General features: G+C 42.0%; 8 protein-coding genes and 1 riboswitch. Of the genes, 7 read left to right on the top strand and 1 reads right to left on the bottom strand.

Going from position 1 to position 14,850, the window contains the following annotated elements:
• Positions 1-80 precede the first annotated feature (80 nt).
• Positions 81-181, top strand: a riboswitch (TPP riboswitch).
• Between the two features lie 60 nt (positions 182-241).
• From thiD to BLU58_RS06260, 6 genes are all read left to right on the top strand, one after another.
• The gene (gene thiD / locus BLU58_RS06285; protein ID WP_093291372.1) at positions 242-1,054 is read left to right on the top strand and encodes a bifunctional hydroxymethylpyrimidine kinase/phosphomethylpyrimidine kinase; all 813 of its coding nucleotides are present in this window, start codon (positions 242-244) and stop codon (positions 1,052-1,054) included.
• Positions 1,035-1,673 (top strand): thiamine phosphate synthase, encoded by a 639-nt coding sequence (thiE, locus tag BLU58_RS06280; protein ID WP_176786524.1) that lies wholly within the window; start codon positions 1,035-1,037, stop codon positions 1,671-1,673. Before thiD ends, thiE begins: the two co-directional genes overlap by 20 nt.
• A gap of 23 nt (positions 1,674-1,696) precedes the next feature.
• Complete coding sequence (locus BLU58_RS06275) at positions 1,697-2,278, top strand: ECF transporter S component (protein ID WP_093291370.1); 582 nt, start codon at positions 1,697-1,699, stop codon at positions 2,276-2,278.
• Complete coding sequence (locus BLU58_RS06270; RefSeq protein WP_093291369.1) at positions 2,256-3,764, top strand: ABC transporter ATP-binding protein; 1,509 nt, start codon at positions 2,256-2,258, stop codon at positions 3,762-3,764. The genes BLU58_RS06275 and BLU58_RS06270 overlap by 23 nt, the downstream gene beginning before the upstream one ends.
• The gene (locus tag BLU58_RS06265) at positions 3,718-4,512 is read left to right on the top strand and encodes an energy-coupling factor transporter transmembrane component T family protein (protein ID WP_093291368.1); all 795 of its coding nucleotides are present in this window, start codon (positions 3,718-3,720) and stop codon (positions 4,510-4,512) included. Before BLU58_RS06270 ends, BLU58_RS06265 begins: the two co-directional genes overlap by 47 nt.
• A gap of 86 nt (positions 4,513-4,598) precedes the next feature.
• Positions 4,599-5,471 carry a calcium-binding protein gene (locus BLU58_RS06260; protein WP_176786523.1) on the top strand — a complete coding sequence of 291 codons (873 nt, stop codon included), beginning with the start codon at positions 4,599-4,601 and terminating at the stop codon, positions 5,469-5,471.
• 216 nt (positions 5,472-5,687) lie between these two features.
• On the opposite strand, the gene BLU58_RS06255 is transcribed toward BLU58_RS06260, so the two are convergent.
• Entirely contained in the window at positions 5,688-6,968 is a 1,281-nt protein-coding gene (locus BLU58_RS06255) for an MFS transporter (RefSeq protein ID WP_093291366.1), read from the bottom strand.
• Positions 6,969-7,345: 377 nt separating this feature from the next.
• Between BLU58_RS06255 and BLU58_RS06250 the strand changes: the two genes are divergently transcribed.
• On the top strand, positions 7,346-14,779 hold the full coding sequence (locus BLU58_RS06250; RefSeq protein WP_093291365.1) for a non-ribosomal peptide synthetase: 7,434 nt from the start codon (positions 7,346-7,348) through the stop codon (positions 14,777-14,779).
• Positions 14,780-14,850 lie beyond the last annotated feature (71 nt).

Raw genomic sequence — 14,850 nt, 5'->3', positions numbered from 1 at the left:
TTAGAATATCCACACTCTAAAATTTGACGATAAAATGAAAATATGGTATTTTGAACTTGTTTCATTCTAATAACATATGATTGAACCACTAGGGGAATCAAGGCGATTGAGACGGGAGAAACCCGGACCCTTTGAACCTGATCTAGTTGATACTAGCGTAGGGAAGTGGAGTAGACTCGTACATTGACCAGTCGCTCCTCCTAGGTGCGGCTTTTTTGTTATGTGAAGGGAAGGATGAGATGTGGAGAGGAAGCATGTCCTTACCATTGCTGGAAGTGATAGTGGAGGTGGAGCAGGAATACAGGCAGATTTGAAAGTTTTTTCTGCACTGGGGACATACGGCATGAGTGTCATTACAGCAGTGACCGCCCAAAATACGCAGGGGGTTACCGCGATTCAAGAGATCGATGCACATGTAGTAAAGTCGCAATTGGATGCGGTATTTTCGGATATCCGAGTAGATGCTGTAAAAATTGGGATGGTTTCGAATCATGAGATTATGGGTGTCATTGCAGATAGCATAAAGCGAAATCAACCGCCTCATATAGTATTGGACCCAGTCATGATTGCGAAGTCTGGCGATGCTTTATTACAGAAGGGCTCCATTGATACGTTGCAGCGTGTTCTCCTTCCGATAGCAACGCTTATCACGCCAAATTTGCCTGAAGCGGAAGAGTTGCTGGGGTATAATATCACTTCCATAGAAGAAATGAGACAAGCGGTTAGAGAACTCGCTGAAAAAATGAATACACAGGTGCTGTTAAAGGGTGGACATCTGAATGGAGATGCTGTTGATATCTTGTCCACAGGCAGGGAATTTAGCCATCCCCGTATTGATTCCCCACATACGCATGGTACCGGTTGTAGCCTGTCTTCTGCTATTGCGGCGTATCTGGCATTAGGTGAGCCGATAGAGAAGGCAATAGCCAAGGCGAAGGAATATGTATTTCAAGCGATTTGTCATGCTTTTCCTATTGGAGATGGTCATAGTCCCATTCATCATTTTTATCATTGGGATCAAGGAGGGAAGGTATATGGCGGCACTAGCACATGATCTTCGACTTTACCTTGTCACCGATGAGTACCCTGATCTTTTGTCACGTGTAGAAAAGGCAATACAAGGGGGGATCACTTGTGTTCAGCTTCGACGAAAGAAGATAACGGATGATCAATTCATCGAAGAAGCTTTGCAAGTGAGACAGCTGTGTCGTCTTTATCAAATTCCCTTTGCTATCAATGACCGTGTGGAGATAGCTCGCGCCGTGAATGCAGATTGGTTACATATTGGTCAAGAGGATAAGGGAATTCTATTTGCAAGGACAATCGTGGGATCTAGGACTAAGATTGGGGTATCCGTCCACAGTGTGGAAGAGGCTTTAGAGGCTGAGAGTTCAGGTGCCGATTATGTAGGTGTAGGAGCTTTATTCCCAACATCGTCCAAGCCCGATACGATCCCGCTTCCTCTCGATACCTTACGATCCATCCGAAAAGCGATTGGTATCCCTATCGTTGGGATCGGTGGTATTACGGAAGAGAATATAAAAAGGGTTCCACCTGATGCAGTAGACGGATTTGCTATTATATCTTCTATACTATCTGCACCTGATCCTAAGTCTGCGGCAGTTCGGATGAGAGAAGCTGTGGAAACAGTACTCAACTATCAACAGATTTAAAGACACAGAAAGAGGAGACACTCATGAAAAAAGGATTAAAACTTACAGATATCCTAGTAACGATCGTAATATCACTTGTGTTTGGTGTTATTTATAAGCTTTGGAGCCCTGTATACTCGGCTGTAAAACCACTTGGTTTACACATGGATCAACTCTTATATGGAATGTGGTTTATGGCGGGACCCCTCGCGTTTCTCATTATTCGAAAGCCAGGAGTTGCGCTACTAGCTGAGACTGCAGCATCGTCAGGTGAACTTCTTATGGGAAGTGAATGGGGCTTATCAACGTTACTATATGGCTTGATTCAGGGTTTACTTGCTGAACTGATTCTTGCTTTGTTCCGTTATAAAAAGGCAAATGTGTTGGTTGTTAGTTTAGCGGCCATTGCTTCTTGTACGGGGTCGATTGTGTTTGATTATTTCCAGGGTTATATCGATACATTGGTATGGTGGAATTTAGGACTATTCTTTACCGCACGCTTTGTGGGGTCGGTACTGATTGCAGGTGTTATCGCGTATGGGCTTGCAAAAGCATTAGAAAAGACAGGTGTTACGGGACTCGTGAGAGGAAGTACAGAGGCGGATGTGCGATCACTTGACGATTAAGAGCGGTTACGGGGTTCATAAGCTTCGGCTAAAATTCCCAGGTGATGAAAGCCTTCTTTTTCGGGATTGTCATTTTCAATACGAAAAAGGGGAGAAAATTTTATTCTTAGGCCCGTCTGGTTGTGGGAAGTCGACCTTGCTTCAAGTGTTGGCAGGGTTAATTCCGCACACGATAGATGTCCCGATGAAAGCGGAGCAAGTGATGGTACCTGAATCATCAGCGGTTGTATTTCAAGATCCAGATAGTCAATTTTGTATGACTCGTGTGGATGAAGAAATTGCATTTGTATTAGAAAATTTGCAAGTTCCGAGAGAGGAAATGCCAGCTCAAATCCAAAAATACGTTTCTGCTGTCGGACTTAACTTGGAAGATGTACATACTCCAATCCATACACTTTCTGGAGGGATGAAACAACGCTTGGCGATCGCCTCTGCGATGGCTCTTCAGCCAGAGGTGCTATTTTTAGATGAACCAACTGCTTTATTAGATTTGGAAGGGACCAATCAAGTGTGGGAAACGATTCGTCAGCTCCCAGATGAGCAAACCTTACTAATCGTGGAACATAAGATTGAACAGATGCTGGATGTAATAGATCGTATCGTCTTATTTCGTCCCGATGGAACGATTTTAGCAGACGGAAAAAAAGAGGAAGTTTTGGCTAATCATCAGGAGCAGCTAAGAGAATATGGTATCTGGTATCCAGGTATTTGGAAAGATCGGTTGATTTATCGTTCCGATGAAAAGATTTCCGATCAAGCAGACTCTCCCTTGCTTTCATTAAGAAATTTCCAAGTGCTTCACTCGGGAAATGTGAAGTTATATACCAATCATGTTGATCTGCAAAAAGGTGAATGGGTTGCTGTGATGGGGAAGAATGGGGCGGGGAAAAGCACCTTACTCCAGGGAATTCGTCAATTATTAAAAACCAAAGGAGAACTACTCTACAAAGGATCACCAATCGTACAAGATGATTTACAGGAGATTGGTTTTGTCTTTCAAAATCCAGAATTGCAATTTGTCGCGAGTACAGTGTGGGATGAAGTTGCCTATACTATTCGACAAACTTCGAAGAATCCTTCTGAAGAAGAGATTAATCGAGTTGTACAGGAACGCCTCGAGCTGTTTGCGCTATGGGAACATCGACAGAAACATCCGTATCAACTATCAATAGGCCAAAAACGGCGATTAAGTGTTTGTGCGACGATTCATGGAAGACATCAAATCCTATTGCTAGATGAGCCGACTTTTGGATTAGATGCCCAAAATACATTTTCACTGCTGGATTGGCTTGAGCGACTTCGTCAAGGTGGTACTACTATCGTAATGGTAACGCATAGTGAGGAAATCGCCCGTTACTACGCAGATCGAATCTGGTGGATCGAGGAAGGTTGCTTGCTGAAGGTGAGTTCCGATGAAGAGGACGGAAAGGAGTGTGGAGATGGAGGGAATTGCGCGAGAGACGTGGCTTCATCGAGTAAATCCTAGTGTCAAACTCCTATTATCATTAGGAGTTTTGATTTCGCTTTTATTTATTCATAATCTAAATGTAATGCTACTCCTTACAATTGTAATACTGATTTGCTTTGCCTTTGGAACAGGAGTTTCGAAAAAGGTTGCACTCTTATTTTTTCTTCCCTTTTTTCTCCTCTTTTGTAGTTCCGTATTAACCATGGCATTATACGGCAAAGGAAGTACGCTCTGGTGGGAGTGGGGGATCTTTCGTGTATCTGAAGAAAGCTTTTATCGAGGGGTTCACCTCGGTTTTCGTGCTCTTACTTTTGGATTAATCGGGTTAATCTTTGTATGCACTACCCATCCTGTTCGCCTTTTTTACTCGTTGATGCAACAACTCCATTTTCCATCTAAGTTTGCTTATAGTTTTATGGCTTCCATTCGTCTCTTGCCGATCATTTGGGACGAGTTTCAAATGATCCGCATGGCCCATCAAGTGCGTGGATTTTCGCCAGGAAAGGGCTGGAAAGGTTTCAAGCGAAAGCTATCTGCCTACGCCGTCCCGCTTCTTGCCCAAAGCATCCGCCGTGCGTACCGAATCGCAGTAGCTATGGAAGCGAAACGATTCAAAGGAAACCAGAAACGAACCTACTACTACAAACTTTCCCTTGGGAAGTGGGACGTTTTATTTCTCCTATTCCTAGTCGGGATTACAGGAGTTGTGTGGTTCGGTAGTGAATGGGTTCAACTGCTACCGAATCAAGATGTTCGATTAACGTAGAGAGATATCCCTTTCTTTTCTAATTCAAGATATATTTATTAACTAATTGAATAGATATTTTATTAAAGGGAGGGGATATCTTAATGTTGAAAAAAGTTCGATCTTATTCTTCTGCTGTGCTTGGTTCGTTGATACTCATTTTTTCAATTGCTTTTTCAGCTCCAGTTCATGCACAATTCGTATCTACGTACACATGCGATGGACTATCTGCCACGATTGTAGGTACTTCGGGGGATGATATAATCACGGGTACTACTGGCGCTGATGTAATCGTCGGGCTTGCTGGTAATGACACTATCTACGGGCTAGTTGGGAATGATCGCATCTGTGGTGGTGAGGGTAACGATACGATTTATGGGGAATCCGAAAATGCCTCACCTATTTTAATAGCTGGCAATGACCGCATTTTTGGTGAAAACGGGAACGATCTACTCATGGGGGATTTTTATAACTATGACTCTGCTGTTGCTGTAGGCGCTCTCGCTGGTTCAGACTATATAGAAGGTGGAAATGGTGATGATATTATTACAGGTGGTGTCATCAATTTCCATATAGCCACAGCTGTAATCGATGTAGGGTCTAGTGATGACACTCTTGATGGTGGAGCGGGTAATGATACCATTTATGGTTGGAGCCAGAATTTTACTGTTGATGCTCTAACAACATTGGTTAATGATGGCCTCAACACAATTAATGGTGGCGAGGGTAATGATACCATCTATGGTGATTTTGAAACGCTAACAGGGGCGTTGATTACCGTTAATGCTTTGCGTGATACGATTAATGGTGGAGGAGGAGATGATACCATTTATGGCGATGTCAAAAATGGTAATCAGTATTTTACACCACTTACTAACGGTAATAACGACATCATTGATGGTGGGAGTGGTACCGACAATGGTGATGCTGGTCCGGGTGCCGATACCTGTACGAACACCGAGTCAGTTACGAACTGTTAAAATTTGATGGAGTAGATCCTTGGCGTTTACACCGTTTCGCCGAGGTATTCCAAGGGGTTTTTTGTACATCTTCCGAATAAAAATATGTGAGGAGCTTCCTAAACACACTTTAAGAATAGGATTGCTCCTCTTTCTTTTCTTTGGGTAGTAAAAAAACGCTTAATGCATTATAGTAAATTCCATTTTCTTATAGAGGATAGGTTGATCCATCCATATCTACGCGGTCTCCTTCTCCTGTACAGGAAGAGGAGCAAACTTCTCCTTAATCTCACTAGCTAACTCATCTAAATTCCCATCAATTTGATTTAACCAAGGAATCAATAAACCGATTATACCTGCTATGATGGAAAGAGCACCTGCTATAAAGAAAATAGACGGGGTACCGAACCATTCTGAGATCCATCCACCTGTTAAACTTCCGAGCGGAATAGAGCCTTGTCCGAGTAGAAGTCTAACAGACATCACCCGACCGAGGTGGCTATCAGGAATTAACTGAGCGAAAATAGACTGACTATGAGTATTAAAGAAAGGCATGGTCATTCCTAGTAAGAAAAAGAGAGATAAGGCAAGATAATAGTTGGTCGTAAAAGAGATGAGACAGGTAAAAATGCCCGTGGAAATCAAGCTTCCCATCATGAATTTACTTCGCGAGTGCACATTTCCAATCCATCCAGTTATGATAGCTGCACAGATGATTCCTACAAAAAATAAGGAACTTAGTAAACTAATCTGTGTATAGTTAATGTGTAAAACCTTTTGTCCGTAGGGGACGAGTAACATAAACCACATAGCCATACCCATAGTAGTAATGGCCGCTAAAAGCATAACCACGGTTAAAGCAGGGATCTGACGGAAGAATGAAAATCCTTCCCCGATGTCTTTTTTAATTTGTGCGAAGGATATTGTAGAATTCTTAGTAGGTTTTTCTGAGGATTCTTGTGATGGATTTTTAATGAATCCAATTAAAATACTCCCCAAAAATACACTTCCGGCAAAAATCCACATCCCAGACTCTGCACCTGACCATGCGATAAAAAAGGAAGCGACTAAAGGGCCTGATACGCGGGCGGACGAGGAAAACGACTCTAGCAACGAATACCCTCGTACTAGCTGATCTTTTTCGAGCAAATTAGGGATTAATGCCATCCCAGCAGGTAAAAATAGAGCAGCACAAGAGCCTAAGATCATAGCGGCAATAAAGAATAGCCAGATGTGAAAGGTTCCCATGAATAAAGAGATACCAAGCCCACCGATCACCACGCCGCGTATCATGTTTAATGTACTCATTAACTTAATCCGATCAAAACGATCAATAAAGCCTGTCCCAAGTAACCGCAGGATTGTTTCAGGGAGTACAAAGCAGAAAACGAGACTCCCCATTAGACCTGTTGAACCAGTCTTTTGGAACAGAAGAACTTCAATACAAAAAAGCCCAATCGCTTCACCTAACACGACAAGTACGTCTGCAGAAAAAAGAAGCCAAAATGGTTTTTTCATGGAAAATCACTCCTATTTTTATATTAAAGGATTTCCCTGTTAATTGACAGACTCAAAAATAACTCATCGGAAACGATGAAATGGCCTATGTGTTTATAAATTTATTAAGCAATCAAGAAAAAATATTAAATACAAATTAAAAATAATATAATAAAATATATAATTGGTTGTAAAGTGGTTCTATATGTGCTACTATCTGATGGGGTTTAAAGTGGGGGTAAAATCAAATGACTGACGCTTCTCTGTATTAAAGGGGAATGGAGTGGTGGTTACTCTGTGATAGGTAATGTAGATAAGGGGATTAAATTGCCTAATGTTATAAACATTTTATAGTATTAAATCTACAGTTATCTGATAAAATTAAGGGGGAATGGTTGATGTCTCATAAAGATTTTATAAAGGAATATCCTTTATCAGAAGGTCAAAAGCTAATCTTTATTCATTATCAGGTAAACTCTGATCATTCTACATACAACGAATCAGTTGCTTGGTATATACATGCGAAATTGGATGTCGAAAACTTATGCCGTGCTTTCATTGAGTTTATGAAGAGGCATGAGGTTTTTCGGTCTATTTTTGTTTTAGAAGAGGAACCTGTACAAAAGGTATATCGTGAGCCTATTGTCGATTTCGAGTATTTGGATATGGAAGGTGCAGATGATGTGCTTCTACGAAATTATTTTTCGTCAGAGGCTCGTAGGCGATTTGTTTTAGAAGAAGGTGTAGCTTGTAGAATTCGTGTGCTTCGTATTTCAGATGAGAAGTATATTCTGCTCTTTGTCTGTCATCATATGATTATAGATGGTTGGACCCTTTCACTTATGCTAGATGAAGTTGGCTTATTCTATCAACATTTTTGTGAAGGGTCTGAATTACATCTAGATCCTGTAATGACCCAATATTCCGATTTTGTTACTTGGCAAAAGAATGTTGTTTTAGGTGAACAGAGAGAAGCAGCGACTCGCTTTTGGAAAATGAAACTCTCAAATGAGCTCCCTGTATTAAGCTTACCAACGTATCCAAACCCTCATTCTACGCCACCTGAACAGGGTAGTGAATTTTCATTTTCGTTACAGGAAGACACCACACAGCAGTTACGTGATTTTTGTCAAAAGGTTCATACTACAGTCAATACCGTCATGTTTTCTCTTTACTCCGTTTTACTATATAGATTAACGGGTCAAGAACATATCGTGATCGGGACACCACGATTCGGCCGAAAAAAGAAAGACTTTCGGATGACAGCAGGTTATTTTGTTAATATGCTACCGATTCAAATTCAATTTTCCGCAGGAGATTCATTCCGTGATCTACTGCATCGTGTGCGTGATGAAATGGATCAGTCTCTTGAATACCAAGACTTTCCTTTTTCTAAGATGGTAGAGGAATGTGTATCAACTCAAGATAATAGTCATCATCCTATTTTTCAGACTGTCTTTGTACTACAAAAAGCGTGGAAACAAAATGGAGCCATTACTCTGGGAAATGCTACTAATTTATTTGATGTGCATGGTTTATTGTTTGAACCTATCAAAATAGAAAAACAAAATCCAAAGTTTATCCTTTCCCTTCACGCTGAAGAAGAGGAAGAGCGCATTTGTTGCCACTTTGAATATAATCGTGATGTACTGGATGAACATACAGTAAAGAGGTTCACTACTTATTTTGACCAATTGGTTCGCTCCTTCTTGGATCACCCAGATGGTCTTATTTCGGAAGCGTGTTTTGTTCCTGAGTCAGAACAAAGGCAGCTATTGGAGGATTGGAACTGTACACAAACAGAGTATCCGCGAGAAAGTACGATTCATGAACTGTTCGAAAAGCAGGTAAAGTGCACACCAGAGAATGTAGCCGTTGTATATAAAGAACAGCAGCTCACATATCGCGAATTAGATCAAAAAGCGAATCAATTAGCTCACTATTTGCAGAAGAAGGGAATGGGTTCAGAATCGCTAATAGGTTTGTGTGTGGAGCCATCTCTGGAGATGATTGTGAGTGTCTTAGGGATTTTAAAAGCAGGAGGAGCGTATGTTCCGCTAGATCCTACACATCCCGAAAGTAGACTCTTATATATGGTGGAGGATGCAGGCGTTCAAGTATTGGTTACAAAGGAAGAGTTACGAGGGTGGGTGCCGGAAGAACTAGACGTAGTTTGTTTAGATCGAGATCAAGGGATGATTTCGATCGAGAGTACGATTGCACCCGTGAGTGGAGTGACATCTGAGAATGTAGCTTATGTGATCTATACATCAGGCTCTACTGGAAAACCGAAAGGTGTGTTGGTCGAACATCGTTCATTGGTCAATCTATCGTGTTGGCATAATCGAGAGTACGATGTGACCGAGGTAGATCGGACGGCTAAATTCGCTAGTTTTGGTTTTGATGCTTCTGTGTGGGAGATTTTTCCTTATCTCATCTCCGGAGCAGCAATTTATATGCTTCCAGATGAAATGCGCCTTGATCTAAATCAATTAAATCAATATTTTGAGCAAAATCGAATCACGATCAGTTTTTTACCTACACAACTTTGCGAGCATTTTATGGAATGGAAGAATCAGTCTTTACGTATTCTTCTTACCGGTGGCGATAAGCTGACTAAGCATATACCGCAGGATTATAAAGTGATAAACAGCTATGGTCCAACGGAAAATACAGTCGTTACGACAGCTTACACAGTAAATGAACAGATGGTAAATATACCGATTGGGAAACCGATTGATAATGTAAGTGTGTATGTGCTTGATTCCCGTCAGCAGATTCAACCGATTGGAGTAGCGGGAGAACTGTGCATCGCTGGGGATGGATTGGCGAGAGGGTATCTAAATAATCCAGAGTTGACCGCGAAGACGTTTATCGATCATCCGTTTGTACCAGGAGAGAGAATGTATCGGACGGGGGATCTCGTGAGATGGCTGCCGAATGGAGAAATCGAATATTTAGGTCGCACCGATAACCAAGTTAAAATTCGCGGTTATCGAATTGAATTAGGTGAAATTGCCTCTCAACTTTTATCGCATCCAGCTATAAAAGAGGCGGTTGTAATCACTCGAAGTGATTCAAATAAGCAACCCTATCTATGTGCATATGTAGTAGGAAATCAAAATTGGGAGGACCTCAAACTTTATTTATCGCAAAGCTTACCGGGCTATATGATTCCGTCTGCTTTTGTTGCGATGGAGGAAATTCCGCTGACTGTAAATGGCAAGATTGATGTACAGTCATTGCCAGAACCAGATCAAACGAGCCAGTCCCATATCTATGTGGCACCAACCAATGAAACAGAGGCGAGACTAGCCGGCATTTGGCAAGAGGTCTTGGGGGTGGTGCAGATAGGAATAGAGGATAACTTCTTTGACTTAGGCGGACACTCACTAAAAGCAATGAGATTAGTGTCTCAGATTCAAAGAGAGTTTGGAGTGGCGTTCCCATTACAAGAAGTATTTAGAACTACTATGCTAAAAGATATGGCAAAACAGATTCAAGTGACGGCGCCATCTATGTACACTTCGATCCCAGCAGTTGAATGCAGGCAGTATTACCCAGTTTCTTCTGCTCAGAGACGGATGTATCTCGTTCAGCAAATGGACCCCGATTCGGTTAGCTATAATATGCCGATGATGATGCGTGTGAAAGGAAGTCTGGATGTAGGTCGTTTGGAAGAAGCGCTATGTCAGTTGATTAAGAGGCACGAATCGCTCCGAACTTCGTTTAAAATGATAGAAGGAAAACCGCACCAAGTGATTGCAGCAGAAGTCCCTTTCTCTATGATACGGATCGATTCATCAGAGTCAGAAGCGAAGCAAGTGGTAGAAGAATTCCTGCGTCCATTTGATTTAAGTCAGGCTCCGTTGCTAAGGGCTTCATGGGTTACGTTATCGGCAGATGAAGCACTCTTTTTATTGGATATGAATCATATTATTTCAGATGGTATTTCGATGAGCATACTCTTTCACGACTTGATGGAACTTTATAAAGGGGAAGAGTTGCCTGAGCATCGGATTCAGTATAAAGATTATGCGATGTGGCAACAGGGGTTACAAGAAACTGACTGGTCATTAAAACAAGAGAAGTATTGGCTTGAGGCATTGGAGGGAGAGCTTCCTGTGCTAAATCTACCAACCGACTATTCGAGACCGCTGGTCCGTGGTTTTGAAGGTTCCGTGGTGGAGATCCAGTTAAGTGAAGAAGCGACGGACAAGTTGAAGCAGTTAGCTCGTAAGCAAGATTCGACGTTGTATATGGCGCTCCTAGCTATCTATACTACATTACTTCACAAGTATAGTGCGCAGGAAGACATCATTGTGGGCTCGCCGATTGCCGGGAGGCCTCATGCTGATGTGGAGAATATGGTTGGGATGTTCGTGAATACACTGGCGATGCGAAACTATCCTAGCAGTGAAAAAACATTCGCTCAGTTCATGGGAGAAGTAAAAGCAAATGCACTAGAGTCGTACAAGCATCAGGATTATCCGTTTGAGGAATTGGTTGAAAAAATAGATGTACCAAGGGATCTTAGTCGGAATCCGCTCTTTGATACGATGTTTTCGATGCAAGATATCGATATTCCGGAGATCGTACTAGATGATAGTAGACTTTCCCCTTATGAGCAAGAGTACCGCATAGCCAAATTCGATCTTACCTTGGATGCTGTAGAAGAAGGAGAAAGGCTCTGTTTCCGTTTGGAGTACGATGTGAATCTATTTAAACACGAAACGATTGAGCGAATGGCGAGTCATTTGGTGGAGCTTGTGAGTCAGGTATGTCAAGATCCAACGAGTAAAATCGGGGAGTTACATATGCTTCCTAAGCAGGAAGAAGCGATTCTTCAAAGTTTCAACGATACGATGGTACCTTATGACAAAGAGAAAACGATTGTGGAGATATTTGAAGAAAAGGTGAAACAATATCCGGATCGGGTGGCAGTTGTCTATGAAGATGAGGAGTTAACCTTTCAGGAGCTGAGCAGACGTGCCGATCAACTAGCTTACGGACTTCGATCACGCGGTGTGGGTCGTGAAAAAATAGTGGGGCTGATGGTAGATCGTTCTTTGGAGATGATGATAGGGGTATTTGGGATTTTAAAAGCAGGTGGAGCTTATCTTCCGATTGACCCTAGTTATCCAGAAGACCGGATTGAGTACATGTTAGATGACTGTGATGTGGAACTCTTGTTGGTTCAGCAAGGGATCAAAAAGCCAACCACATATCGTGGGGAGATTGTATTCGTTGATGAAGCAACGATTTATAATGGGGAGTCACGGACCCTTGAGCCGATTAATCAAGCAAATGACTTGGCATATATCATTTATACATCGGGTTCAACGGGTAAGCCTAAAGGAATTATGATCGAGCATCAGGCGGTCATGAATCTAGTATTGAATGCTAGAGCCTACGGAATTAAAGCCGGGGAGCGAGTATTGCAGTTGGCTTCTATTAGCTTTGACTCCTCAGTAGGAGATATATTTTATACCTTGTTGACGGGTGCCAGTCTCTTTATCCCAAGTAGGGAGACTATGCTTTCTGGTTTAGGATTAGTTGATTGGTTGAAGAGAAAAGAGATAACCATTATTCATTTTGTTCCAGTATCCTTCTTAAAGCAATTACCTTATGTAGAACTACCTCGCCTTCATACGATTAGTACAGGTGGTGAAGTCCTTACAAGTGATGTGGTTCAAACTTGGGGAGAAAATCGGACGTTCTTAAATGCTTATGGCCCTTCTGAGACGACAGTCGATGCATCGGTTGGAGCATGTAAACCGGGAGAGATGAAACCATCGATTGGGAAGCCGATTGTGAACAAGCAGATTTATATTTTAAATAAAGATCAAAAGCTCCAGCCAATTGGAATACCGGGTGAGATTTACATTGGTGGAGAAGGAATCGCACGAGGTTATTGGAAGAGACCTGATCTGACGGAAGAAAGATTCTTGGATAATCCCTTTCTTCCGGGAACCAAGATGTATCGAACCGGGGATCGTGCTAGATGGCTGGTTGATGGGACGATTGAGTTTATGGAACGGATCGATGATCAGGTGAAAATTCGGGGATATCGAATCGAATTGGGTGAGATTACGAATGGTTTACTTACCCATCCTGCTGTAAAGGATGCCACGGTCATAGCGAGAAATGACAAAGATGTATCATACCTTTGTGGATATGTCGTGCTGGAAGAAGAGCATTTGATATATGAGCTTCGTGATTACCTGAAGACGATGATTCCGGATTATATGGTTCCCCCTTACTTTGTCAAAATGGATCAACTTCCTACTACTGCTAATGGGAAGATTGATTACCGTGCTCTTCCTGCACCTGATTTATCGATGGATAGTCATGTGAATTATATCGCGCCTTCTAATGAGATCGAGGAGAAACTAGCTACTATCTGGCAAACGGTACTAGGATTAGAGCAAGTAGGGGTCAAGGATAACTTCTTTGATTTAGGTGGACATTCGCTTTCGATGATCAAGGTTTTAGGTGGAGTTTATGAATACGGCTGGGATCTAAGTATCAAAGATTTCTATGCGCTGAAAACGATTGAGGAAATGGCCCGTAAGGTGGCAGGGGATTTAGAAGTGCCGTCAGAAATGGAACCATCTTTCTCCGAAATAACCACCGACCGACGGGTATCTTTATCTGAAATCGAGCTAAGTGGCGATAAGCGTGTAATGCGAAACATCTTATTACTAGGTGCAACCGGATTCTTAGGAGCGCATATCCTTCATGAGCTGTTAGTGACGACTTCTGCTACCCTTTACTGTGTGGTACGAGGTGTGGATGGACAAGAAGCAGAGAAACGATTCCGAGATAAGATTCGTTTTTATTTCCCAGATCTGCTCAGTGCAGAACAGCAAGGTATCTTAGATCGAGTCCATATTCTCAAAGGAGACCTGACCAGTGAAAAATTTGGACTCCGGTCTAATGAATACGAAAACCTATGTCAAACAGTAGATACGGTTGTCAATACAGCGGCATTGGTAAAGCATTTTGGAGAGTATGAAGAGTTTAGACTGACAAATGTACAAAGTGTAGAACATGCAGTATCGTTTTGCCTAGAACATGATATTTCATTCCATCAAGTTTCAACGGTTAGCGTTTCGGGTTTGATTGTAGAGGGGTCCAAGAAACCACCTATATTCACAGAAAGCGATTTTTACATCGGACAAGACTACCGGGATAATGTCTATGTGCGAAGTAAATTTGAAGCGGAGAAAGTGATTTTTGATGCGATGGAAAAAGGACTGAGCGCTTCTATTTACCGGGTTGGTAACCTAACAGGTAGAATGACCGATGGTGTGTTTCAAGAGAATATCCATGAAAATATGTTCTACCTCACGCTTAAGTCTTTTATGGATATGAAAATGATTATTCCACAAATGGTAGGTCAATCGATTGAATTTACACCAGTTGATATCTGTGCCCGGGCGATCGTAAATATTGCTCGGACGAAAGAAGCAGCCAATCGGGTGTTCCACATCTTTCATCATCGCCAAGTACCTTGCGAAAAGTTATGTAATGCATTCCATCATCTTGGGATTGATGTCCAGATTCCGAGTACTGAGGAAGCTGAGGAATTGGTTAGAGAGATTTTGAAGAGCGAGAGAAGCGAGGCTCTTGCTGGATTAGTAGCGTACGGGCAACATGCTAATACGGATCCAAATACTTGGGTTCAAGTTGATTCCTCTCTAACTCGTCATTACTTGAAGCAGATTCACTTTGTGTATCCGACCTTGGATGAAACGTATTTAGAGAAGGTAATCGAGCATATGATGAAAGTGAACTTTGCGAAAACATACTCTCTAAAATTCGTTTGACAGGCCACTCAAACTTCGTCATAATGAGTAGGGAAGATCAGAACCTTTAAATCCAGTCCAGAGAGGCTGGC

Origin of the sequence: Thermoactinomyces sp. DSM 45892, assembly GCF_900107305.1 — a bacterium.
Taxonomy (GTDB): Bacteria; Bacillota; Bacilli; order Thermoactinomycetales; family Thermoactinomycetaceae; genus Baia.
This window is presented reverse-complemented; position numbering and strand designations above follow the sequence as displayed.

What these genes read in the sequence shown, in the direction of transcription:
- thiE (WP_176786524.1), top strand. Translation starts at nt 1,035, where the DNA reads ATGGCGGCACTAGCACATGATCTTCGACTTTACCTTGTCACCGATGAG.
- BLU58_RS06275 (WP_093291370.1), top strand. Translation starts at nt 1,697, where the DNA reads ATGAAAAAAGGATTAAAACTTACAGATATCCTAGTAACGATCGTAATA.
- BLU58_RS06270 (WP_093291369.1), top strand. Translation starts at nt 2,256, where the DNA reads ATGTGCGATCACTTGACGATTAAGAGCGGTTACGGGGTTCATAAGCTT.
- BLU58_RS06265 (WP_093291368.1), top strand. Translation starts at nt 3,718, where the DNA reads ATGGAGGGAATTGCGCGAGAGACGTGGCTTCATCGAGTAAATCCTAGT.
- BLU58_RS06255 (WP_093291366.1), bottom strand. Translation starts at nt 6,968, where the DNA reads ATGAAAAAACCATTTTGGCTTCTTTTTTCTGCAGACGTACTTGTCGTG.
- BLU58_RS06250 (WP_093291365.1), top strand. Translation starts at nt 7,346, where the DNA reads ATGTCTCATAAAGATTTTATAAAGGAATATCCTTTATCAGAAGGTCAA.